The organism is Budvicia aquatica DSM 5075 = ATCC 35567, assembly GCF_000427805.1.
Taxonomy (GTDB): domain Bacteria; phylum Pseudomonadota; class Gammaproteobacteria; order Enterobacterales; family Enterobacteriaceae; genus Budvicia; species Budvicia aquatica.
In genome coordinates this window covers 15,792-39,575 of record NZ_ATYS01000010.1, presented here as the reverse complement: position 1 = coordinate 39,575, position 23,784 = coordinate 15,792, and the positions used below count along the sequence as shown (strand labels likewise).

At 46.7% G+C, this 23,784-nt stretch carries 24 protein-coding genes; 9 read left to right on the top strand and 15 right to left on the bottom strand.

What is annotated here, in order from left to right; genetic code table 11:
* Nucleotides 1-98: 98 nt before the first annotated feature.
* Both YWE_RS0106165 and YWE_RS0106160 read right to left on the bottom strand, forming a co-directional pair.
* Nucleotides 99-1,133 carry a LacI family DNA-binding transcriptional regulator gene (locus YWE_RS0106165; protein WP_029093732.1) on the bottom strand — a complete coding sequence of 345 codons (1,035 nt, stop codon included), beginning with the start codon at nt 1,131-1,133 and terminating at the stop codon, nt 99-101.
* Between the two features lie 150 nt (nt 1,134-1,283).
* Complete coding sequence (locus tag YWE_RS0106160) at nt 1,284-1,739, bottom strand: hypothetical protein (protein ID WP_029093731.1); 456 nt, start codon at nt 1,737-1,739, stop codon at nt 1,284-1,286.
* Nucleotides 1,740-1,858: 119 nt separating this feature from the next.
* Between YWE_RS0106160 and YWE_RS0106155 the strand changes: the two genes are divergently transcribed.
* Together YWE_RS0106155 and YWE_RS0106150 are read left to right on the top strand one after the other, a co-directional pair.
* Complete coding sequence (locus YWE_RS0106155) at nt 1,859-2,794, top strand: homocysteine S-methyltransferase family protein (RefSeq protein WP_036015294.1); 936 nt, start codon at nt 1,859-1,861, stop codon at nt 2,792-2,794.
* Nucleotides 2,795-2,847: 53 nt separating this feature from the next.
* On the top strand, nt 2,848-4,482 hold the full coding sequence (locus YWE_RS0106150) for an ABC1 kinase family protein (RefSeq protein ID WP_029093729.1): 1,635 nt from the start codon (nt 2,848-2,850) through the stop codon (nt 4,480-4,482).
* 314 nt (nt 4,483-4,796) lie between these two features.
* On the opposite strand, the gene mltB is transcribed toward YWE_RS0106150, so the two are convergent.
* Together mltB and YWE_RS0106140 are read right to left on the bottom strand one after the other, a co-directional pair.
* Nucleotides 4,797-5,888 carry a lytic murein transglycosylase B gene (mltB, locus tag YWE_RS0106145; protein WP_029093728.1) on the bottom strand — a complete coding sequence of 364 codons (1,092 nt, stop codon included), beginning with the start codon at nt 5,886-5,888 and terminating at the stop codon, nt 4,797-4,799.
* A gap of 131 nt (nt 5,889-6,019) precedes the next feature.
* Nucleotides 6,020-6,889 carry a cysteine peptidase family C39 domain-containing protein gene (locus YWE_RS0106140; protein WP_029093727.1) on the bottom strand — a complete coding sequence of 290 codons (870 nt, stop codon included), beginning with the start codon at nt 6,887-6,889 and terminating at the stop codon, nt 6,020-6,022.
* A 398-nt stretch (nt 6,890-7,287) separates the two neighbouring features.
* Between YWE_RS0106140 and fixA the strand changes: the two genes are divergently transcribed.
* From fixA to YWE_RS0106120, 4 genes are all read left to right on the top strand, one after another.
* Nucleotides 7,288-8,061, top strand: a complete 774-nt coding sequence (gene fixA, locus YWE_RS0106135) for a putative electron transfer flavoprotein FixA (RefSeq protein WP_029093726.1) — start codon at nt 7,288-7,290, stop codon at nt 8,059-8,061.
* Nucleotides 8,062-8,086: 25 nt separating this feature from the next.
* Nucleotides 8,087-9,034, top strand: a complete 948-nt coding sequence (locus YWE_RS0106130) for an FAD-binding protein (RefSeq protein WP_029093725.1) — start codon at nt 8,087-8,089, stop codon at nt 9,032-9,034.
* Between the two features lie 132 nt (nt 9,035-9,166).
* Nucleotides 9,167-10,459, top strand: coding sequence for an FAD-dependent oxidoreductase FixC (gene fixC / locus YWE_RS0106125; protein WP_036015291.1), 1,293 nt, complete (start codon nt 9,167-9,169; stop codon nt 10,457-10,459).
* Nucleotides 10,456-10,752: a ferredoxin family protein gene (locus YWE_RS0106120; RefSeq protein ID WP_029093723.1), complete on the top strand. Its 297-nt coding sequence runs from the start codon at nt 10,456-10,458 to the stop codon at nt 10,750-10,752. The genes fixC and YWE_RS0106120 overlap by 4 nt, the downstream gene beginning before the upstream one ends.
* Before the next feature lie 20 nt (nt 10,753-10,772).
* On the opposite strand, the gene YWE_RS0106115 is transcribed toward YWE_RS0106120, so the two are convergent.
* The 10 genes from YWE_RS0106115 to YWE_RS31360 all read right to left on the bottom strand — a co-directional run bounded on the left by YWE_RS0106115 (nt 10,773) and on the right by YWE_RS31360 (nt 21,901).
* The gene (locus YWE_RS0106115) at nt 10,773-11,462 is read right to left on the bottom strand and encodes a Crp/Fnr family transcriptional regulator (protein ID WP_029093722.1); all 690 of its coding nucleotides are present in this window, start codon (nt 11,460-11,462) and stop codon (nt 10,773-10,775) included.
* Nucleotides 11,463-11,595: 133 nt separating this feature from the next.
* Complete coding sequence (locus YWE_RS26775; RefSeq protein ID WP_051323226.1) at nt 11,596-12,732, bottom strand: AMP-binding protein; 1,137 nt, start codon at nt 12,730-12,732, stop codon at nt 11,596-11,598.
* Nucleotides 12,733-13,003: 271 nt separating this feature from the next.
* On the bottom strand, nt 13,004-14,212 hold the full coding sequence (locus tag YWE_RS0106105; protein WP_029093721.1) for a CoA transferase: 1,209 nt from the start codon (nt 14,210-14,212) through the stop codon (nt 13,004-13,006).
* Nucleotides 14,213-14,227: 15 nt separating this feature from the next.
* Nucleotides 14,228-15,373 carry an acyl-CoA dehydrogenase gene (locus YWE_RS0106100; protein ID WP_029093720.1) on the bottom strand — a complete coding sequence of 382 codons (1,146 nt, stop codon included), beginning with the start codon at nt 15,371-15,373 and terminating at the stop codon, nt 14,228-14,230.
* 92 nt (nt 15,374-15,465) lie between these two features.
* A complete protein-coding gene (locus YWE_RS0106095; protein WP_029093719.1) occupies nt 15,466-16,887 on the bottom strand; it encodes an SLC13 family permease in 1,422 nt (473 codons plus the stop codon).
* Nucleotides 16,888-17,619: 732 nt separating this feature from the next.
* Nucleotides 17,620-18,717 carry a M14 family metallopeptidase gene (locus YWE_RS0106090; protein ID WP_029093718.1) on the bottom strand — a complete coding sequence of 366 codons (1,098 nt, stop codon included), beginning with the start codon at nt 18,715-18,717 and terminating at the stop codon, nt 17,620-17,622.
* 632 nt (nt 18,718-19,349) lie between these two features.
* Entirely contained in the window at nt 19,350-19,850 is a 501-nt protein-coding gene (locus YWE_RS0106085) for a GlcG/HbpS family heme-binding protein (RefSeq protein ID WP_029093717.1), read from the bottom strand.
* A 104-nt stretch (nt 19,851-19,954) separates the two neighbouring features.
* Nucleotides 19,955-20,578, bottom strand: coding sequence for a response regulator transcription factor (locus tag YWE_RS0106080; protein ID WP_029093716.1), 624 nt, complete (start codon nt 20,576-20,578; stop codon nt 19,955-19,957).
* A gap of 3 nt (nt 20,579-20,581) precedes the next feature.
* Nucleotides 20,582-21,382 (bottom strand): sensor histidine kinase, encoded by an 801-nt coding sequence (locus YWE_RS31365; RefSeq protein WP_227659914.1) that lies wholly within the window; start codon nt 21,380-21,382, stop codon nt 20,582-20,584.
* Between the two features lie 108 nt (nt 21,383-21,490).
* The gene (locus YWE_RS31360) at nt 21,491-21,901 is read right to left on the bottom strand and encodes a hypothetical protein (RefSeq protein WP_227659915.1); all 411 of its coding nucleotides are present in this window, start codon (nt 21,899-21,901) and stop codon (nt 21,491-21,493) included.
* 140 nt (nt 21,902-22,041) lie between these two features.
* Between YWE_RS31360 and YWE_RS31860 the strand changes: the two genes are divergently transcribed.
* From YWE_RS31860 to YWE_RS0106065, 3 genes are all read left to right on the top strand, one after another.
* On the top strand, nt 22,042-22,155 hold the full coding sequence (locus tag YWE_RS31860; protein ID WP_161628768.1) for a YadA-like family protein: 114 nt from the start codon (nt 22,042-22,044) through the stop codon (nt 22,153-22,155).
* 60 nt (nt 22,156-22,215) lie between these two features.
* Nucleotides 22,216-22,437 (top strand): DUF6500 family protein, encoded by a 222-nt coding sequence (locus tag YWE_RS0106070; protein WP_029093715.1) that lies wholly within the window; start codon nt 22,216-22,218, stop codon nt 22,435-22,437.
* A gap of 64 nt (nt 22,438-22,501) precedes the next feature.
* Nucleotides 22,502-23,029: a hypothetical protein gene (locus YWE_RS0106065; RefSeq protein WP_029093714.1), complete on the top strand. Its 528-nt coding sequence runs from the start codon at nt 22,502-22,504 to the stop codon at nt 23,027-23,029.
* A gap of 166 nt (nt 23,030-23,195) precedes the next feature.
* Here the strand turns inward: YWE_RS0106065 and YWE_RS0106060 are convergent, their stop codons facing one another.
* On the bottom strand, nt 23,196-23,756 hold the full coding sequence (locus YWE_RS0106060) for an RING finger protein (RefSeq protein WP_099044034.1): 561 nt from the start codon (nt 23,754-23,756) through the stop codon (nt 23,196-23,198).
* Nucleotides 23,757-23,784 lie beyond the last annotated feature (28 nt).

Below are 23,784 nucleotides of genomic sequence, written 5' to 3'. Positions count from 1 at the left end.
CCTTGGTCAGTTATTCATCACTGATTTCAGATTATATGGAACCGGTTCCATAAAGAAGTGCCAAAGTACAAAAGTATGATCGAATTCACGGATATTGGTTAGTGGGTGGTAGAACCGCGGATGATTAGCTCACCGCTGAAGAGCTGCTCAGCAACGGGCTGTTTATCCCCCTGAATTCGCTGAATCACCTGTTCCAGCGCGGCATAGCCTATTTCATAGGTAGGTTGTTTCAGCGTGGTAATACCGACGCCTGCCAGCTCGGCCCACTCGAGTTCATCGAAACCTAGCAGGCCGATATCGCTTCCCCATTGCAGACCAATATGACGCAGGCCGCGGGCTATTTGCAGGGTCAGGGCACCGTTAGCTGAAAGTACGGCTTTGCGCATTCCGCGGTAGCTTTGGTTAAATTCGCGCAGAATGGCTTCCAGCCGTTGAGGATCGTTGAGCGGGACTTCTGCATTTTGAGCAATTGCGCCGTTATGCTGTTGAATCGTTTGGTTAAACCCTTGCAGGCGCTCCAGACGAGTATTAACCAGGCCTAGAGGCTCGCTGATAAATAAAATGGCTTCAAACCCTTGCTGGAGTAGGTGTTCAGTGGCCATTGTAGCAGCCTGAATATTATCCAGTCCGACGGCATCACAGGCGAAGTCAGGGATTTTACGATCAATCAGAACCATCGGTAAAAAGGATTGCTGGAGCTTATTTAACGAATCTTCCTGCATTCCGACCGCGTTAACCACGATGCCTTCCACCTGATAGCTACTCAACAGCTGTAGATAGTGCTCTTCCTGATTGACTTCGTTATTGGTATTACATACCAGCAGGGTGTAGCCGTGAGCACGGCAGGCGGCTTCTATACCGCGCAGAACGTTGACCGAATAAGGGTTGGTAATATCCGCAATAATCAAGCCAATAAGCTGAGTTTGACCGCGTTTAAGGCTGCGGGCCATCTGGCTCGGGCGATAATCCAATGTACGGATAGCATCTTCAATCCGTTGTTTCAGATCGTCAGACAGCAGGTTTTGTTCACCATTCAGATAGCGAGAAATGCTGGTTTTCCCGGTTTTAGCCGCTTTGGCTACGTCACTGATAGTGGCACGCCCCGGTGCCTTTGGCCCTTGGTTACTGCTCACGGTATGCCAATCCTTCTCGATTTTGATTGCTGGAAGACTAACATAATCATTGATATGTCGGGAGGTGATTGTTAGGGGAATTTATGGTCTATTTTGTTTGTCCTGTAACATTGGCCTAGCGGAACAGAAAACTTAGCTTAGTCAATATTTTCATAGCCCGGCCTCTTTCCATGAGCTAAATCCAAGCTTTTCTAACAGTCGGGCCGAAAGACCGCAGCTCCAGGTACTTAGCTGGATTTGCAAGTGCAGCTTAGGTTCGGCATGCCAGAGCGCTGCTGAATAATTGACTAAAGACTGCGATAGCTCTGAGCGATCGGCCTGCGCCGGTAGGTGGGTCATTAGTGATAATATCTGTTTTATTTTATATCGGGTGGTGATAGCGCCGGCCAGTAAAGAGCGTAAAACAGGTTGTTGGATATGGGCCGAAGACTGCGTAAAACGATCCCACCATTGGGTATTTTGGCTTTGCCACGCGGTCAGCAGCAGTGGCAGATCGGCTTCTGATAATAAAGCGATTTGTATTTCAGCATCTAAAAAATAGTCGTTATCATAGTATTCTCCCTCAGTTACTGAGAGCAAAGTGTTCAATTTATCAAATGTATTCATCAGATTAACTCTCCCATGGCGACGATCCGCGCACGAGTTATGTTCTATTGGTTAGATTATGCGAGTGTCCGATCATACGCCCTGAATGGCGGTGTTTTAGTGATAAAGGGACCATTTTTATGACAAGATTTACCGACTGCTACCAAAATAATGCTCATCTCTTAATGGAAGCTGCCTTAGGGGAGAGGCTTAAACGTGAGTATGGTCTTAGTTTTGATGAACATGTTGCCATGGCTAGTCTGGTGTATGACGAAAAAGGGAGAGAAGCTTTAGCGAGTTTATGGAACGAATATATCGGAGTTGCTAAAAAATATAATCTGCCGTTTATTGCCACTACACCAACTCGAAGGGCTAACCGACAGCGGGTTTCTGACTCATCTTTTGCACAATGTATTATTCAAGATAACGTCTCTTTTCTAAAGTCGATTAGGGGAGCTACGAATGTTGAAATGTATATTGGCGGATTGATGGGATGTAAAGGAGATGCTTATCAGGCAACCGAAGTCTTATCCGTTGAACACGCGAAGCAGTTTCACTCATGGGCTGCGGAATTATTTGAGCAGGCTGGGGCTGACTTTCTGTTTGCCGGGATTATGCCTGCGCTGACTGAAGCGGTTGGAATGGCACAGGCAATGGCAGAGACGTCACTACCGTACATTATCAGTTTTATGGTTAGCAGCAGCGGGCATTTGATTGACGGTAACAGTATTGATCATGCTATTCGGGTAATTGATAACTCCACAAGACAGCGCCCTCTATGTTATATGGCTAATTGTGTTCATCCTCGAGTGTTGCATCAAGCGTTGAATAATCCGGTTAATCAGACTCTGTTAGTCAGGGAAAGATTTTGCGGTATTCAATCTAACTCGTCACCGCTTTCGTCTGCCGAACTGGATAATGCCATTGAACTTCATTGTTCTGATAGTAATGAACTCGCGCAGGATATTATGGGTCTTAGGTCGGTAATTAATCAGATAAAAATTGTTGGCGGATGTTGCGGTACCGATAATAAACATCTTGAAAAAATCGCTAATGCTATTGTCCGGCTCACCTGATTTTACCCGCGTGATATGATGTCGTAATCATTCTAGGATGTGGAAACGTTATGCTGTTGAAAACCGTTTATGTGACTGCCAGAGATCGGGTTCGTCTGACTGAGATAGGACAGGTGCTGTTGAGCTATGGCCTACAGGATTTAATCCGAATTCTGGGGCTGAATACTTTAATTGGCCGTCATCTCAAACTGCAGGCACCGGCGGAAAACCAACCACAGCAGCTGCGTCGGGCGCTGGAGGCATTAGGGCCGACGTTTGTTAAGCTCGGGCAAATCCTTGCCACGCGTGGCGATCTACTGGACGATAACTGGACCAGCGAGCTTGAAAAGCTACACAGTAATGTTTCAACTCTGCCCTGGGAGAACCTGTGCGATCAAATATCGGCTTCATTAGGGGCTCCTCCGGAAGAAGTTTTTGCTGAATTCAGTACCACTCCTTTAGCCGCGGCCTCCATGGCGCAGGTGTATCGTGCCCGTTTACACAGCGGGGAAGCGGTGGTGGTTAAAGTGCTGCGCCCCGGGCTTGAAAAAACCATTAATGCCGATCTGCGTCTGCTGGCCTGGCTGGCAGAATTTATTGAACAACAAAGCCCGGAGCTTGCCCGCTTCCAGCCTCGCCAACTGGTGCGCCAGCTCTCAACGGCGTTGCACCATGAACTCGATCTCAGTCATGAATTAACCAACTGCCAGCATTTTGCTCAAAATTTTCAGGATCGTCCGGAGATTGTGATCCCCCGAGTCTGGCCTGAATATTCATCGTCTCTGTTGCTGGTACAGGAATTTATTCCCGGTACTGAACCGGCCAGCAGCGGTTTTCTGACTAATGCCGGATTCGACGGCCCGGCGCTGGCCCAGCGCGGAGCCTATGCTTTTATGCAGATGGTGTTTGAGGACCGGCTGTATCATGCAGATCCTCATGCCGGAAACCTGATGGCCGTTGGTGATAATCAGGTGGCATTTATTGATTTTGGTATGGTGGGGCAGCTGTCTGCCCGCCGCCGTAACCAGTTGCTGATGATGTTGCAGTCTCTTGCTGCCCGTGAGAGTGAAGGGCTGGTAAACACATTGATTCAATGGAGCGGCGATGGTTTACCTGACGTTAGTCTGTTAGAACTGGCGGCACAGGATTTTCTTGATCGGATGGGACCGGGTGAACTACAGCTGGGCAGAGCGTTGATGACCATTCTGGCCATCGCTCGAGAATATAAACTCTCCCTTCCGCCTGATTTAGTTTTGCTATTTAAAGCGCTGATTACCGCCGACGGCGTATTACACCGAATTGATCCAGACTTTGATATTATTCAGACCCTGACCCCCTTCCTGCGTAAGGCGATTTTAAAGCGCTATGGCCTAAAAGAATCCCGCCAGCGGATGCGTAAAATGGGAATGGAAATGATTGAGGCCAGCGAAGGTTTACCGCAAACCCTCAACTTACTGTTACGCCGGTTGCAGAATGGAAAACTGAACGTCGACCTTAATGCTACCAATTTGAGTAACCTGACTAATTCACTGGAACGCAGCGCACTGACGCTGGCGATAGCCATTATCACCGGCGCTTTTACCTTAGGCATCGCCCCATGGTTAACCAGCTCAACGTTGACTATTTTTGGTATACCGATATTTCAGTCGTTAAGTGTTTTAGTGGTAATAGCAGGGGTGTTCTTGCTGGCGCTACGGATGAGAAAGTGAGTTTGTCGATAGTATAAAGGGCTGCTATGCAGCCCTCAGACTAATGACAAAGTGATCTAATTTGATTTCAGTGCAAATTTCGTCCGCATAATCATTATTGGAATATTTATTTTTTCTATCGGCCGAAGGGCGAGGTTTTGAGCTTTGAGGGCTCCGGGCCTACCTTTCCTAGGGGCCCTCCGGCAACTAAAGTTGCTACGACCCCAACGGAAAGCTCTCCCTGCGTTTAAGTTTTTTAACACCTAAATTTTAGTATTTGAGGTTTGTCAGCAATCTGAGGGCTGCTATGCAGCCCTTTTCTATGATGAATCCGCTTACTTTGCCTGAAGCCGCGCTCTTCCTACCGCTTCACCCAACTGCCAGATCGCCATGGCATAGTGAGTGCTGTGGTTATAGCGCGTAATAACGTAGAAATTAGGCAGTCCGTACCAGTACTGGAAGCTGGTGCCCATATCGAGGCGCAGCAGGCTGACTTCAGTATGGCCACCGAGCGACCCCAGCGGTTTTAACCCGGCAGAAGCCAGAACGGATATTGGGTATTTAGTCTTAAAGCCGTTGTCCAGTAACGGAGCCTGACCGCTTGCCAATACGGCAACCGGTGAGCCTTTTTGCCAGCCGTGGGCTTTAAAGTAGTTAGCAACGCTGCCGATAGCATCAACCGGATCCCACAGGTTAGTATGGCCATTGCCGTCGAAATCTATCGCATATTGCTTAAACGATGAAGGCATAAACTGGCCATAGCCCATGGCTCCGGCATAAGAACCGCGTAAAGACAGCGGATCGTTTCCTTCAGCTCGGGCCATCAGCAAGAAGGTTTCCAGCTCGCCGGTAAAGTATTCAGCGCGGCGCGGATAGTTAAAGGATAAGGTTGCCAGCGCATCGATAATCCGGGTTTTTCCCATATTCCGGCCCCAGCCGGTTTCAACACCGATAATACCCACGATGATTTCAGGCGGAACCCCGAACTGTTTCCATGCGCGCTGTAGCGCTTCTTCATGCTGATTCCAGAAGGCTACGCCTTTGGGAATATTGGTTGGCGTAATAAACTTATTGCTGTAGCGAATCCATGCACCGTTAGGTTTAGGAACATAGCCGGGAGGGGCCGGGGTAGTGGATGGGGCTTGCTTGTCCATCAGGCCAATAACCCAGTCGAGACTCTTCGTTTGGGCCAGTATGTCGTGTAGCTGCTGGCGGTCGAATCCATGTACCTTGACCATTTTATCAATAAAGGCTTCTGCTGCCTGATTGGATGCAAAATCACCGCCCAGCAAGTGAACAGTATGCTCCCGTTCTAACTGGAAACCGCCCTTAGGCGTGGTTAACGGAGCCTCGGTGAATGGCTTCGGGTCACTGCTACAGGCAGTGAGCAACAGTATTGAGGGTAAAATAGCAGCCAGATAACGCATTGAATATCCATGTAGGCAGACAAATAACAGTGCCTGCTATGGTAATTCATTGTCCGATGGGAACAAACAGGAATATGTTTTCCATCTGTGAGTATGGATTTGCTGCTCACGTAGAAGTGACCGACTATTTCCTATCCTTCAGCCTTCATAATATGGAGAACAAAACCGCGATAACGGTATTTCTGCTCAAACTCTTCCGCTGTGAGTCGGTGTAAGCCACTGAGCGAGTCAGCAATCAGGTGATATCCGTCACGGCTGTCGAGGAGGGTAATAAAGTGTCCCGCCCGGCTAGGGTTTCCTGCCCGGTTTAGTCTGTTAACGTTCACGCCAATGATCGAAGGGGTTGGTACTTTTGCTATATCCGTTTCAGTCAGAAAGTGATACTGATAGCCAAGCCGTTGGGCATATCGGGCCAAATACCAATTTTCAGTGCCTCGGGATGAAGAGTAAGCCTGTACGGCGATATCGGCTTCTGTCTCGGTACTGCCATAACGGGCTAATATTGTTGCCAGAGATGCCGGGCCACAGGTTGAAGGGGTGGTTTGTAGCGCAACGCCATCTACCCATCGATTACCGATAGTGGCGGCATCCGGATAAAAAGGCCTTGGTTTAGCCAACTGTTTGACAAACGGCAGGCTGGTGTAGCCCAGTACAGTGAACAGGCAGAGCAGATAGATACTGCGCTTTAACCACCGCTTGCCATCGGTTTTAGATAAAGCAGACGTTATCCATAGGTAAACTACGCCGGCAAAGGGCGCGGATAAACATACCAATAGCTCGCTGTAAGCCAGAACCCTGAACTGCGCATAGCCAGGGCTCTCACCGATGGTGTTTGAGAAGTAGGCTGCCGGAATGGTCAGGCTAATCAACGCCATTATAAAGGCTATCGTGATATAACGGCGTTTTCCGGCCCGGGATTTCAGTTTGGAAAATAGTCTGGCTGAAACAAAAAATAGCGCCGGGCTAAGGAGTAATGCGACATAATAGTTGGGGTTCACCACCGTATAAGATCCTTTTTATGCTGAGTGTAGCGGGATACAGAAATGTTATTCTCGATAAACGGCATCCGTGCGAAAAAACATCAATAGCCAGCTAACAACGCTACCATCCCTTGGTGAACTCTCTGTGAACTTATTCAGAAATATAATGGCTGAATAATAAAACCCTACAATATCTATGGAAACTACCTAGCCTTATCCTGTTTTCAAATGGCGGCTCTTGCTAACCTGTTTTTGTCAGCCGACAAAATCGCTGGCGACTTTTCCTCTACCCGTTGAGATAAATTGGCACTCGATCCATGTCTGGTTGCGTTGTGCGTATACTTTTCAGCTCTTTTGCTAAAACTCAACGGATCCATCTGGCCAGAGCCTTCCTCGGTCGGTCCATGAAAGGAGACGTTATGAGAGTGATAGCATGCTGCAAACTTGTCGCTGAAGAGCAAGATATCAGTATCAAGCCAGATCGCAGCCTAGATACAACCCGCGCCACTTATAAAATTAGCCCATTTGATCTGAATGCCATTGAGGCCGCTGTTGAGGCTGCAGCGCAGGTTGGCGACAGTACTGTCGAAGTGCTCAGCGTGGGGGGGAAAGTACTGGAAAATGCCAAGTTGCGTAAAGACATTCTCTCACGCGGGCCAGATATTTTGCATTTAGTGATGGATGAGAAATTAGACGGTGCCCTACCTTATACCACTGCACATGTACTGGCAGCAGCGGCTACCAAAATAGGCTTTGATTTGATTATTTGTGGTGATGGTTCAGGTGACCTCTATGCCCAGCAAACCGCCTTATTAATAGGGCAGCGACTTAGAGTACCGGTGGTAAATGCGGTCAGCCGCATTGTTTCTATTACTAATCAACAGCTGGTGGTTGAGCGTACTCTTGAGGATCTGGTTGAAGTGCTTGATATATCGCTACCTGCAGTCCTTGCGGTGACCGGCGATATTAATGTTCCTCAAATTCCGGCCATGAAAGCCATATTATCCGCAGGCAAAAAGCCGGTGTCCGTTATGACAATGGATGAACTGGGGCTGGGGAATATTTCTACGCCAGTAGTTATCAGCTCAGTTAAAGCGCCTGAACAAACTCAGCGTCAACGGGTGATTATCGAAGGTGATGGCGAAGAACAAATCGCCACATTCATTGAAACATTGCGTAGCCAGTTAAAATAACCGGAGAAGCCCGGAGGAATAAACTATGAGCAAATTATCGAACGTGTGGGTTTTCAGTGATGCGGCTTCTTCTTATCCAGAGTTGATAGCTGCCGGTCAGCAACTGGGAGAAACGGTCACTGCAATTGTTCTAGGTTCACCAGATGATATTGCAAATGCTTTTGCCTTAGGAGCAGGTGCGGTGTATCACCTAGGTGACAAAAACGACACCATTATGGTTGAAGATTATGATGCCACTATTGCCAGCGCATTAAGTCGCGCCGAAGGTCCCCCAACCCTGCTATTACTTGATACCAGTAAGCGGAGTAAAGCGCTGGCGGCCAAAATTAGCGGTTTACTTGATGCCGGGCTGATTAACGATGTCACCGATATTTCCATTGAGAATCAGTCCGTTAAAGCTAGTCATATGATGTATGGCGGGTTGGCACTAGCGGAAGAAAATATTCATTCAAAGATAGCGGTTGTTACGCTGAGCGCTGGCCTTTTTACACCACAGTTGGCCGATGTGACTAAATCCGGTCAGGCGCAGATATTGCCTTTTGTTCCGCCGGTTGGTGGTATTCAATGCAAAGAACGTCGGGTGAAACAGGGTAATAGAGTCAATCTGAATAAGGCCACTCGGGTTATTGGCATTGGCAGAGGAATTGCATCACAGAGCGATATCGATATGGTGGCACAGCTTTGTGGTGTGCTAGGGGCGGAGTTGGGGTGTTCACGACCGATTGCGGAAGGTGAAAAATGGATGGACCGTGACCGCTATATTGGCGTTTCCGGTGTGATGATTAAACCGGAGTTATATATCGCTATGGGGATCTCCGGGCAGATTCAACATATGGTTGGTGTGAATGGAACTCAGACGATTATTGCGATAAATAAAGATAAGAATGCACCTATTTTTCAGTACTGTGATTACGGCATGGTGGGCGATATTTATAAAGTTGTACCAGCATTAATTACAGCATTCAAACGCTAAACCGTCAGCAGCAGGCACCGGCTTTAACCTGAATTTGGCGATAATACCGCCGGAAGCCGGAATACTTTTCTGAGATTAAATGGTTGCCTGTGCGATTGCCTGCGGCCTGTAATTAATGATAACGGGGATTCTATGTCACAAGATGATTCAATGGATGTCATCATTGTCGGAGCAGGGCTTTCTGGCTGTACTGCCGCCTATCTACTGGCACAGTCAGGCCTTGAGGTATTAGTTATCGAACGCGGCAATTTTGCTGGTAGCAAAAATATGACCGGTGGCCGCCTGTATGCCCATAGCCTTGAGAAGATTATTCCCGGCTTTGCTCAGCAAGCTCCCATTGAGCGAAAAGTTACGCGTGAGAAAATATCATTTATGACCGTCGAAAGTGCTATCACGCTGGATTACCACAGCACCACGGCACAACAGGCGGTACAGGAGTCTTATACTGTTCTGCGCGGTCCGTTTGATCAGTGGCTGATGGCTAAAGCAGAGGAGGCCGGAGCCCAATTTATTGGTGGGATCCGTGTCGAGCAACTGCTGGTCAGAGACGGTAAAGTCTGTGGCGTTCAGGCCGACGGTGACCAACTGGAGGCTAAAGTTGTCATTTTGGCTGATGGTGTTAACTCACTACTGGGTCAGCAGATAGGAATGGTTAAGCCATTACAGCCACAATCGGTCGCGGTGGGCGTTAAAGAACTGATAGAACTCCCTTCAGAAGCGATTGAAGAACGCTTTGGTGTTAGTGGCAAAGACGGGGTTGCTTGGCTTTTTGCCGGATCGCCTTCTAATGGCCTGATGGGCGGTGGTTTTCTGTACACTAACAAAAATTCAATTTCTCTGGGACTAGTTTGCGGTTTGCATCATATCGACCACTCGGATAAATCAATTGCTCAGATGCTGGAAGATTTTAAGCACCACCCGAGTGTTGCTCCGTTGATTAAAGGGGGAAGGTTAGCTGAGTACTCTGCGCACTTAGTTCCAGAAGCCGGGATTTGTATGTTGCCTGAACTGGTCAGGGATGGGGTTATTATTGCCGGTGATGCAGCTGGTTTTTGCATTAATGCGGGCTACACGATTCGTGGAATGGATTTGGCGATCGCCAGCGGTCAGGCGGCTGCCGAAGCGGTGCTGGCAGCCAGAAAACAAAACGACTACCGCAAACAGGGACTGGTTCACTATGAGGCTCTGCTCAACGATAGCTTTGTGATGAAAGATCTGAAACTGTATAAAAACCTACCGGGCTTTCTTGAGAATCCCAGAATATTCAACCAGTATCCAAAAATGGTTGAGGGCATGATGTCAGATTTATTTACCGTCGATGGTCGCCCGGCTGAACCATTACACAAGAAAATGCGTAGACAGTGCAAACGCGTAGGTTATTGGAATTTGATCAAAGACGCAGTGAAAGGAGTGAGGTCGATATGAGTGTACAAAATAGCGTGGTGAACGTTGATGTTAAGTTAGGTAGCAATAAATTTCATGTCGATGAAGGAAACCCACATATCATACTAAAAGAATCGGCTGATATTGATGAGTTTAAAAAACTGGTGTTGGCCTGCCCGGCAGGCCTATATAAGTTAATGGACGATGGTTCAATGCGTTTTGATTATGCTGGATGTCTAGAATGCGGCACCTGTCGAGTACTGTGTGGATCGACAATTCTGGAGAAATGGGAGTACCCGCGTGGTACGTTCGGCGTTGAGTTTCGCTATGGCTAGTTGTTGTTATTTTAGTTTAACTATGGCGCATAGGCGATAGAGCGTAGTGGCAGGCTTTGATGAATATAAGAGCCCTCTTTGGCCTTTTTATACACCCCCTCTTTTTTCCATTGCAGTAGTATATTATCCAGCGTCAGCAGGCTCGAGAATATGATCTGGCTGTATTCTTCTCGGGTCAGTTTGTAAGGTAGCAGCATCCAGCCATTTCCATCGGGCATAATGCCATAGTTGCGGATCATTGCTCTGAACAGGCTGATTAGCCGTGATTCACATGAGAAAATAAAGTTACAGTAGCAACTACGTAAAGCTGTTTCCATGTTAGCGCCATACATTTGTTCGAATTCGTGAGCAATTCGACGGTCATTTTCCATAATGGCATAGACCGTTTTATAAGGTGTTAGATAGATCTCTGAGTTTCTCAATGCCTGAATGCTGATCCGGGCTTTACCTGGTGAGAAAAAGTTAAGAAAGTTAGCGACACGCCCGGCAGGAATAATTTCGAGATGGGTCTGCTTGAATTCTAGCGGGGTGTCCCTGATACGGCCAAGTAATCCGGAGTGAACATAGACAAAACTGTTGATTGTTCCCTGCTTTAAAAAGAATTCGCGTTTATTCAGCGTCACTTTTTTACCATTGTCGACAATGATTTTACGCAGTTCATCGTCAACGGCTGCCGCAATATATGGTGTGATATGAATATCATCGTTCATAAAATATATTTCCAATCAATAGGCTGAAGATAGACGGTTAATTGTCACTATTGATAGCTTGTCATTAACCTCGTGTTATATAAAAACGGTTTCTTATTCCTATAAAATCATGTGTATAGATGATGCTGATAGCTTAATTTTTTAGGTAAGAGTCAGCATTCAGGCCGTTTCCGTTTTCCAGCGTAGCGTTGTGTAATAGCTGCTTAATTAAGCCTCGATTAATTTTTTCGGTTTTGGTCAGAGGGATCTCATCCAGTTGGATGACTTTCTTAGGACGGTAATAGGCTGGCAGACACTGGTTCACTAACCTAATATTTACCTCTTTCTCGGTCACCAGCACGATAGCCTGCCCGAACTTGGGGTCAGCAATCGATGAAATTGCAAACATACCCTCGATAACGGGCTGAAGGAGGCCTTCAATATATTCAGCAGAGACTTTAATGCCGCCGCTGTTGATGACGTTATCTATACGGCCTAATAGCTTAAAGCTTCCGTCAGCAAAGATTTCAGCTAAATCCTTGGTAGATACCGGTTGTGCTGCTACTAGTGGTGCATTGATCACCAACGCACCTGCTGAATTTAAGCTAAGAAATACTTGTTCTAATGGCATATACCGGTCACTGGCGTGACTACCACTAATTCTGCGAAAGGCAATGTGTGTTAGGGTTTCTGCCATGCCATAGGTTGAATAGATATTATTGGGGAATGTTCTAAGTATTTTTTCGGTTTTGGCATCAATAGGACCACCGACGACAATCAAATTTTTTATCGTGGCAAGCCGAGCTTTATCCGACTCATGTCGCAGAGAGTTATAAATTTGCAAAGGCGTCATGGAGGCAAAAGTCAGAGGTATTTGTGGTGAAAGGCGTGCCTCTTCGAGTGGCCGGCCGCAGCAGGGAACAATATGCAGATCCATACCAATAACCAGTGCGCGAATCACAACCATAGTTCTGGCAATATAGCCCAGTGGCAGGTTCAGTAATGCCGTATCCCCGGCCTTTAATTGGAAGAAATCTTGAGTATATTTCACGCTATTGACCATCATAGTGCGATCGGCATGTAGCGCTTTAGGTGAATTTGAGGTTGAGCCGGAAGTGAGTATCTCAATCGTCGGGCTATCAGAAAACCATGCTTTTATCAGTTGGTATACATCAAAATGGAAGGAAGATTGATGTACAAAATCTGGTAATTTTTCACCTTGAAAATGGGACTTATTGTAATGAACCCCGTCCAGCGTTATCGTTTGCTTTGGTTGGCATTGAGCGAGCATGGCCAGTCTCCTTATTATACGTATATTGTTCTATGACAAGCGCTAACTGCCTGAGCGATACTCACTTGCAGTATAACTACGGTAATATCAGAGCAGTATTCTTTATGCGCTTTTAACTCTCCCTTTGTTAACATTTTTAAGCCCCGGGTTGTTGATGTCTGCCGGTCTCAATATCACCTGTACAATAGGTGATATTGAAAACGGTTGATTGAAAAGTCTCGAGCCCGCGCTATTAGCTTATGGTTTACCGCGAATCACTGACGCGGAGAGGTTATTCTTTTGCCAGCGTTTTATCTTGATACAGTGCGTCAATCTGTTGCGGGCTATAGCCCAGTTCGCGAAGCACTTCTTCATTGTCTTCACCATAGCGCGGTGCGCCACGCCAGATTTCCCCGGGATGATTTTTAAAACGAATCAGTGTGTCTGGCCCTCGGATAGCATCACCATTTGCATCATTCCATTGAGCAATAACATCACGGGCTACATATTGTGGATGGTCAACCATTCGTTCATGGGTCATGATCGGGCTGGCTAAAATACCGACGGCGTTAAGCTCTTTGTCGGTTTCATCCACCGTATGAGCTGCACAATATTCAGTGAGCTTTTCTTCCAGCATTTTTGCACCTTTAGTTCCTGCCGGTGTGAACTGCCATTTTTCGGGGATGTCTTCGCTACCGTGCTGTAGCCCAAGGAAAGCTAAGCCTTTTTTCATGGCGCTGAGCCCTGCAGGAGCACAGTAAATCTGACCATCTTTGCATTGATAGGTCCGCCATGCGCCGTATTTAGGGTTAGTTAAACCGGCTCGTTTGTAGGGGATGCCTTTATTGAGGAAATTCATAATGGCATCACCCATGGTGTATACCAGCGTTTCGTACTGAGCCAAATCGATGCTGTCACCTTTACCGGTCTTCAGGGCTTTAATATAGGCAGCAAGGCAACCCCAAGAGGCATAAACTGCAGTGAAATAGTCGCATAGATAAGGATTACTGATTATCGGCGGTGCAGGGTTGGGCAATCCGTTCATTGACATTAGACCGCCGAAGGCCTGCCCGATCGCGTCCCATGAGCCGCGCCGGGTATATTCAGGTAGCCCGGTTTGGCCAAAACCTGAAATGTGGGCGATGACAAGGCGCGGATTTACTTTCCACAGCGCCTCATCATCAAGTCCCCATTTACTCCATTGCCCGGCCTTGGAGTTCTCGATGAAAATATCGCAGTCCTTGATGAGCTTGAGAAAAATCTCTCGTCCTTTTTCAGAAGGGACATTCAGCGCAATAGCCCTTTGATTACGGTGTATTTGCTGAAAGACCGATCCCGTTCTGATCATGTCTGGTGCAACAGTACTTTCTATCGATAGCACCTGTGATCCGTAATCAGCCATAAGGCTTGCGGCAAACGGGCCGGCATAGGCAACGCCTGACACTATCACTTTCACGTCATCAAGCGGCCCGAAACCGGAGGGTAAATTGTTTTCGCTCATCGTCAGGTCTCCTGATTAGTTGTTTAGTGCTTTTAGCATGCTACGGGCAGCGATATAGACCATGATCTCATCAGTTCCACCGCCGATGCGCCCTACGCGCAGATCGCGCCACATCCGAGAAACCCGATGATCGTTGGTATAACCGACAGAGCCGAGAATTTGCATGGCATCATCAACGACCTCACAACCCGCCTGTGCACAGTAACGTTTAGCCAGCGCAGAAGTTATCTGAATTGAAATACCGTTATCTTTCTCCCAGGCACAGCGGTAAAGCAGATTGCGCATGTTGTGTAGTTTGATCTGCATATCAACCAGTTTTTGCTGAATCATTTGGAACGAACCGATTTTTTGTCCGAACTGTACGCGTTGGTTGGCGTAGTTGATGGCATCGTTAAATGCGGCCTGAGCACAGCCAAGTGAACCGGCACACATAACTAAACGTTCAATTTCAAAGTTCTTCATGAGTTGGAAGAAACCTTCATTTTCCTTACCGACCAGATCGCTCTCTTCCAGCTCGACATCGTCTAAGTAGACTTCGCATGAAGGGCGCATATTCCAGCCAATTTTGTCGAGGGGTTCGATCTTAACGCCCTTCTTGTTCAGTGGTAAAAACCACATGCTTACCCCTTTGGCTGGTTTAGGGTTATCAAGATCTCGAGTCATACAAAGCATGTAAGGCGAGAAGCTGGCATTGGTAATAAACGTTTTTTGACCATTGATATAGACTTTACCGTTTCTGCGGGTGGCCGTTGAGGTCATAGCATTATTATCTGAGCCGGCCTGTGGTTCGGAGATCCCGAGGCATAAAGAGGGGTCACCTTTGGCAACTAAGTCCATCGTGATTCTTTTCTGTTCTTCAGTACCAAAACTCAGTACGTCATCAACGTAAATTAGATAAGACGTTAAGTAAGATGTGCCGGTTAAACGGGCAATTTCCTCACAGAACATAATCAGAGTCAGGTTATCGACCGGAGTACCACCATACTCTTCGGGTATTCCCATCAGACCAAAACCGGCTTCGCATAGGGCCCGCATAAACTCAATTGGATATTTATGCTGCGCATCGCAATTTTTGAAATAGGAATCGGGAAAATCTCGGGTGACCAGCTCGGCAACGCTTTGTAGCAGCATTTCCTGCTCATCTGTTTTTCTGAAGTCCATGGTTATTTATCCTCATTTTATTTTCATTAATCACTTTTATGGCCTCAATCCGTTAGCTTTTCGGCGTTGGCGGACATAAAAATGTGCGGAATTTAGAGCCATCCCATGAACCGCCAGTAGGGCACGCAGGCACACAGAATCAGAATGTTGGTCACCATGTAAGCGAAGGCGAATTTGGCGACTTTTTTATGCTCAACAAAGTCTTCACCGGCGGCTGTTTGAGCCGCGAAGACGGCGGGCATATACATGACGTTTTGATATTTCAACAGGAACACGTTGCAGGCGGTGAATGACATAAAACACAAAACCCAAGGGTGGATATTAGCCACCGTAGCTGCCGGTATCAGGAATACGGCGAATAACGCCATAAATGCTGTTTGCGAGACCATAAAGATTCTGATGACGTAAACCACCAAAGAGAGCATGACAATAAACAGGAAGATATTTTCAGTCAGCAGTGGCACTAGAACCGGGCCAGCCATCAGGCCAATCCATTTATCAATATTCATGGCCGGAAAAGCAGTCGTCATTGAGACGGCACAGCCGAGAAAGATAATGGCATCCCATGTAATTCGGCTGCGAAAGGTGACTCTATCGACAACGTTGGTGACGCAAAGCACTGCGGTAGCGACCAGGGTAACCGAGGCTGCGCTAATGCCATGCATTCGTTCAGTGACCCATAAAATCAGGCAGAGGACTAATACCACCGTGGTGATCTTTTCATCACGGCTCATCGGGCCAAGGTTATTTTTTTCAGCCAATAAAGCTTCGTTGGTCGCAGTAATTGCTGCAGTTTCAACGCGATAGAGAATTTGAATCAGGATGTAACCGACGAGTAGGGTGAGTATCAGCCATGGCAGGGAAGCAACCAGCCACATTAAATAAGAGACTGAATATTGATCGCCCAGCGCACCTAAAATGACATAGTTAATAAAAGTAGCACTAATTAAGGCGGGCATTGCCAGACCGATGGACAAGAACATCGCAATAAATAGCCCTGTTGCACCGTTACTTCTACGTGGCAAGCCTAGGGAATCACTGATTGATAATGCAAACGGTGACATTAAGGTCGCTTTAACTGTACCTGACGGAATCAGCGGTGAAACCACGGTGCCAGTGAGGAGTAATGAAAAGGTCTGCCACCGATAAGTAACCGGAAACTTGGTCATCATCGTCAAGGCAATGCGCTTTAGTAAACCGCACTTGGCGACGGCCGCAGCGAGTACCATTGCCCCGACGACCAGCCACCATGCGGGTGTACTAAATGCCCCGAAGGCTTTAGCGAAGGGGACGCATTGAGTCGCTGCCCATGCGGTACACATCAGCATCCAGCAGATATAATCGGGTAGTACTTCTACCATCGATAGCACGACAAAGCAGACAAAAATACCCAAGCCCAGCATCGACTTTTCATTGAGCGGTTCTGGGGGTTCCAGATTAGCGATAACCACACCAAGCACAACAGCAATGATAGTGATAACGATCTTAAGGGCAGTGGTTTTAGAGATTTGCATAATTCATCCCAAACTTTAATAAATTAGACGGTGAGTCTTATCGCAGCGAACGGTAAATTTTTGGCTGCCATAAGGCTGAATGGCGTGAGTTCGTTCTGATTGTTCTGCACATCTATTTATTGAAAATGTGTGCGTCTGGTAATATCTTGCCATTACAGGAGATGTGAAGATTTTCTTAATTTTATCAACTAGATATATTGGATTTGGCACCAGCTGTGAAATGGTTCTCAATGGGGGGTTTTGGGTTTTATTCTCGGACTGAATCAGTCGTGACTTATGCGTAATATCTGGCTGCCGCCATGTTAAGCCATCTACAGAGCTGAGATTGTTACAGGCAGGGACCTTACCATTCTGCAATGGCAGAGTTTTCCGGTTTTGTATGACTGTATTCACTATTTTTCCCCTAATGCTAGTGTTCACAGACTTGCCTAAGTGCATCGAGCCTAACAAAAGGGATATGGATAAAATAGGATAGTGCTGGGTAGTTTTGGTGATAAACCATATAAAAAAAATGGTTATTTTTAGGGGAGGTAAAATAACTTAATGTATTGTTTTGATTGTAAGTTATTTTTATGTTAACAACCGGTGGAAGATTGGAAACTCTATGCGGGTGGGAAGAAATTTAAGCAATGCTGCTGCATTAATACAAGGGAATGCATTACTTTAATTAGCACCTTACTCAGTTGATACTCAACTTTTGGGGTGCCGTTTTAAAATGCGGATTTTGTGAAATTAGCAGCCTTTGCTACAGCTTTCTGCCGGGTTAATACTCAGGATTCGCACCAGCAGAGCACGTGGTTCACGGGTTACATCAGTACCGATAGCCAGCACTTTACCGTCTTTATCGCTGGTGTATTCAGCAACAACATCGCCAAAGGCATTACGTTGAACTGCGACCTTTTGGCCTTTTTTCACATCGTCGCCAATATTAACCAGAATGTCGGCGAAACCGCCGGTTTTTGCGCCAATCGACGTCATTTCATTACCGATATAGGCTTTTCTTGACTCGGCAGTATCCTCAATTTTCTTATCAATCACTTTATAGTGAGCCAATACGTTTTGTGAGCCCTGTATGCCGCGGGTAATCATATCTTGTTGATAAAGGCGAGGAACGCCGAGCTCAACGGTAATAGCTGCAATGCCCGCTTCAATAAAGCTGGTCTCTACGGAGCCCGGCTCACCAGGATCTTTTTTAATCTGGTCGGCAGGGAAAAGCTCGGCGATAGTCGGAACTTCAGGGTGGCGGTAATCGGCATAAATAAACAGCGGGTAAGCTGCACCGGTTGACTGGGTGTGGAAATCAATCGCCACGTCTACGTTGCCTTTATACACTTTATTCCACATCAACCAGGCCTGGCGCTGTGGGGCAGTGCCAAATTCTTTTCCTGGCTGAACCCGATTATAGTCAACGAACTCGCCGCCGCTGGTAGAGACCGCCCATGTACGGGATACGCGCTCAATACCTGAACGGTTCGGGCCAATTACGCCAATAACAGTACCTTTCATTTTAGCGGGTTCAAGCTGTTCCATCACCTGCTGTACAACGCGCACGCCGTTGAGTTCATCACCGTGGACGCCAGCCTGCAGTAGGACTTTTTTACCCTCTGCTGCACCCTTAGCAACCATCACTGGCACATACCAGCGCTGCCCGGTTCCGGTCTCGACGGTTTCAACCATAAAGCGGTGCTGGCCCACGGTTAAATCAGAGACGTCCAGCTCAGAGATAACCTGAATGCCTTGTACTTTATCACCGGTGTATTGTGTTGCCGCCTGGGCAGTTAAACCGGCCAACCCTAGTCCTAAACCTACTGCTAATGAAAGATACTTCATACATTCTCCGTTATTTTAATATCTACCTTGCCATTAAAAAATCAGCCACCCGATTTGATCGAGTGGCCGTTTTATTATTACCGTAGATTATTAACATAATAGTGGCAGTCAGTAACAGTGTTAATTGTGATTTTTTGAATATTTAATCGATTATTTTGGTTTTTTATGTATTTTGAGTGCGACGTACAGTGAGGGGATGAGGCGTTGGGATTAATCAGCCGAAGCAAGAGACAACCATAGGATATTATGACTGATGCTACCCAGCGAACTGTAAAAAAGCCGATAGATACAGGCTGACCTATTGACTGTTAGCTGGCTAGTGAGGCTTATTATTTAGACGTTATATTTCGCCCCAAATATGACTGCCGTATCGCTGATTCGAGTCCCATTAGCTTCACGGCGATCGTTTGCCTTAAGTCACATTCAGGTTAAGTATAATAATTAATCTTCTAGTATTAAAAATAGAGGTATAAGTGTATTAGCTTTCTTATAAGCCGAAGGAGAGGGGACACACTTTAAGCGAGAAGGTTGATGAGATGAATAAAAATAGTCAGCTTTAAAAGCCCGTAGCAATAAATGATATTAAGGATTCAACGTTATTTATTGTCACAGGCTCTAAAGCTGAAGTTGTCTTATGACGCGTTAAGCTGGGTTTGGCTTTTGTTCAGTGCATCAAGCGCACATTGCTGATCAAGATGCCCGCCCGGTGCGCCACCAACGCCAATAGCACCGATGGTTTGTGTGCCGACTTTTATCGGTAACCCGCCGCCCAGTAGTAAAAAGCCCGGGATATCACGTAAATTTTGAGCTCCGGGATTAGCCTGAGCGTTCTTCATCACTTCATCGGTAGGGGTTTTGGTGGTAAGGGCGGTGAAGGCTTTCATTCGGCTGGCTTCTACCGTATGCGGACCCGCGTTATCCATGCGTTTAGTGACTTTTACCACTCCGGCCCGGTCAACAACGGTGACGGCAATATTGTAATTGTTGGCACTACAGGCCTGAATCGCGTGCTGTGCTAACTGATCTGCCAGTTCGAGCGAAAGGTTTTTTTCATCTAACACGCTGGCGGCAAAACTAGGTAATGTCACGGCGCTGCTGATAAGTAGGGTGGCTAAAAGGAGATGTTTCTTCATAGTATGTACCTTCTTTAATATCCGATGGATTAACTCATACAGATAAAATAGACAGAGTACTCAAATGAAACAATTCGGTTGATTACCTACCGGCCTAGGTATTTTTACTTAGTCGGGGTTGGAAGTGCCAGACCGCCATAGATATTTATTAGTTTTGCCAGTGAGTTAATTTCCAGTTTAGTGAATATATTTGCCCGATGGGCTTCTACCGTCCGCGGGGAAAGAGCCAACTCTCGAGCGATTTCTTTATTGGATAATCCTGCTACGATCAGTGCCAGTACGTCGTTTTCACGGCTGGAAAGGGTATTGAGCTTGGTTTGTAAATCGATGGTCTTCCCCCGCTGCTCCTGCAACATACGCTGGTGTTCCATAGCTGCGCCGACGGTTTCAATCAGCAGATCGGCGTCGATAGGCTTAGTTAAAAACTCAAAAGCACCGTTTTTGAATGCCCGACGGCATAAATCAATATTGCCGTGGCCGGTCATAATAATTACCGGCGTTTCCAGACCTTGCTGTTGCCACTCTTCCAGTAACGTCATGCCTGTTTTGCCGGGCATGCGGATATCCAGTAACAGGCAACCAGATAACCTATCCAGCTCTCCGACCGCCTGTTGGAAATTAAGTACGCTGCTGTAAGTTTCAGTCTGCCAACCCACGGTTGCCAGTAAGGCTGCCAGTGAGCTGCGGATTGCCTCATCATCGTCAATCAGATAAATATGTGCTGTCATCAATCAGAGCTCCTGAGGGTTAAGAGGAAACCATAGGGTAAAACAGGCTCCCTGTCCCTTAATATTATCGACTTTAATATTACCGTTCAGTCGTTGTACCAGCGTTTCAGTCAGCGCCATCCCCAGGCCTAAGCCGTCAGGGCGGGTGGTAAAAAAGGGCATAAATACTTCCTGAAGCGCCTGGGTTGAAAGGCCCGGGCCCCCATCGCTAATGGTCAGGCTGACACCGTTATCAGATTGATCGGCCTTTATAGCAACCCAGCCGGAGCCCAACTGATTCTGCTGCTGAGCCTGAATAGCGTTAGCTAATATGTTATGGAGAATTTGTTCAATCCATAGCGGATCGGCCAAGAGATCCGGCAGCGTTTCTGGAATTTTGTTGATGATGGTGATTTTTCCGCTGCGCAGCTCTTTTTCCAATAGCATGACAACGCGCAACCAGATTTGATTGAGATTAACCGGCTGTAACTCCCGCTGCTCACGGGTTAACTTTTGACGAAACTGCAGTAACAGATCGCTGATTCGTTTGATTTGCACAACCGTTGCGTCAAGCAGTGGCGGCACCTCTTGTACCTGCTGCTGGCGAATAAGGCGCAGAGCGGCTTGGTTATAGCTTAATGCGGCTGTCAGCGGTTGGTTTAGCTCGTGGACAATGCCTGCGGCAATTTCACCCATGGCGTTTAAGCGGGTGAGCTCGGAGAAATGGGCGCGTTGGTTAGCAATATTGCGCTGATGCTTATTGGCCCGGTATTGATTAATAAAATAGATGGCCCCGGCCCAAAACAGCGAAGAGAGCAGCATCATTAGCCAAGGTAACTTTGCCCAGTCGGGGCTATTACCGGCCGATAAACCCAAAGGCTGTGACGGGCTGACTAACGTTTTATCCCACAGCCAGTAAGGGCTGGCAGTGCCTTATCCCCGTTCGATTAAAGGCGTTTTATTCCAGTCTAAACTTAAGTGTTGAAAGTAGTTTACCTGCGGTATATCTGCGATAAGCGTGTTGAGATCGACTAAGAGAGCAAAGTGTTGGGCATTAAGCCAATAGGTACCGTTGCCTGCGGGATCTAGGGTATATTCCGTGGCGTTTTCAGCCCGTTGCTGCCAGCGCAAAATTTGGGGGAATTGTTGCTTGATTACCTCAGGGTTACTGTTTGCTGACAGCAGAGAAAGTATGGCGTCATGCTGAGAGAGCTTTACGGCGATATCGCGATACAGGATGCGAAATTCTGCACTTTGCTCTTCATACTGTTGTTGCAGAGCATAAACTACCCAGCCACAGCTTGAGATTAAAGACAGAACGAGCCAGATAACAATTTTCAGCATAATGGTTTGATATCGCCCTTGGGTTGGTTGGGGGGTACCTGTAGATTATAGTTTGGCCATCGCAGGTGCTAATTGCAATATAGGTTTTACCATACCGTTACTGATGCAATAAAAAGCCTATAGCGTCGTTATTACAGCCGATGGCGTTAGGGGTTAGCTCCTGTATTAAGGGCAATATCATGACTAAAACGTCATTCTCTAAGTCGAGCCAGCATGAATTAGTATTTGGTGCCGGGGCGTCTTATGAGTGGTGATTTAAACTCAGCGATATATTGAGCGCCAGTGGTAATTTTAACCAACCAGAGTTTTCTATAATGAGAAAGGCGTTAAGAACCAAAATAATCCAAGTTTGCGAGGATAAAATTGCGGCAAAAGGAGATAATGTCGGGCTCTCTTTTTACGCCTTTTTTGCTAACAAAAATGATAATCCTGAGTTGCTGATGGAAGCGGCGAGTTGGTGGATTAAACAGATGAAACTGGACCATTTTGAGAAGGCGGTAAAAATCAAAGCGCTTGTTGAAGCTATGGGCGACTGATACTCCGTTTTGGGTTGTCCCATCGCACCGTTACATCGGATGTCAGCAGAATTCAGGGATCATAATGAAAAGACTGTTTTTGTTATTCTTTTTCTGTTCAAGCGCATGGGCCGGCTGTGATGAAAGTTCGCCAGATCTGACTCGGATGCTAAGCCACCCAATAGGGAAAAAACAGATCGTTGCGGTTGTAAAAGGAAGTATTACTCCCGGAGAAGATCCGGAAAGTGAATTTCTGGTCAATTATTTTGATGTAGAACGGTCATATGGGCTAGATATTCCTAAAGGCCGCTATCAGATTAAAGTCGAACGTTACTGGGGCCGAGACTGCCATTTTTATGCCGAAGATAACGAATGGTCTAACACCCCGGATACCAAAGGCAGCGTTTATCTTGCATTAAGCCGGATTCATGGGCGTACTTTGGTTATACCAGAGGGTACCGGTAACGGGTACAGCCTTTATTTAGATAAGAATAAAGTGATTTATAATATTGATGATGTTTCCGTAAATAAAATAGAGCTTAAGCTATTCGAGAAGTATTTATTGAGGGGCGTTCCGCTGTCGCTTTGGGAAGCAGTAAATAAGCCACTCTAAACGGTTTGCAGATATTGTCGCCTTACAACGCAATGTCGGTTTGATAACTGAGCGTATGGATTGGAACAGGGCTGTGCTGTAAAAAAGGCGAGAGCCTTTATCCGCAAGAACGATAAGCGGCGGTAAATGCGTAACTTAATATCTCCTGAAGATAAGGCTGGTTGCCCTAACTTAGCCTCTGCCAAATGGTTAAGTCACTGGATGTTGCAGCGACGATAAATTCTCCATTCCACGAGAAGCCATAACTGCGCATATGGTCAGAAAAAATATGGCAACAGCCGGTTTGAAAACGCTCGATCAGAATAGATTTTCCCGGCGGGCAGAAGTAAATATCTTCCACTGGCCACTGTGGTGCCGCTAATTGTAGGCTTTCACCGTACTGGTTGTCGTGGGGTAAACCACCGCCGCATAATCCGGCAATAGTAATTGTTTCATCCCCAATAGGTCCAATTCCCTGACAGGTGAGGTCTAACGGATTATACCAGTCTCCATATTCCTCATAGTCTCTGGCCAATTTCTGCCCATTAGCGCAATCAATTACGCTACGTCCGCTAGAGGAAATGACTAATAAGTGATTAGTTAGTTTGGAAAAACCAATTTCGGTCAAACCTCCAACCGCAATCATAGTGTTTTTCTTCCAGCCTGAAGGTTGGTTTTTTTGCTCGATCTTATCCAGCAACGCCGCTAAACGGCGTTGATTTTCATTTTTAGTTTTTAAAAAATTCATTATGACTTTCGTTACCTGATACATCCGG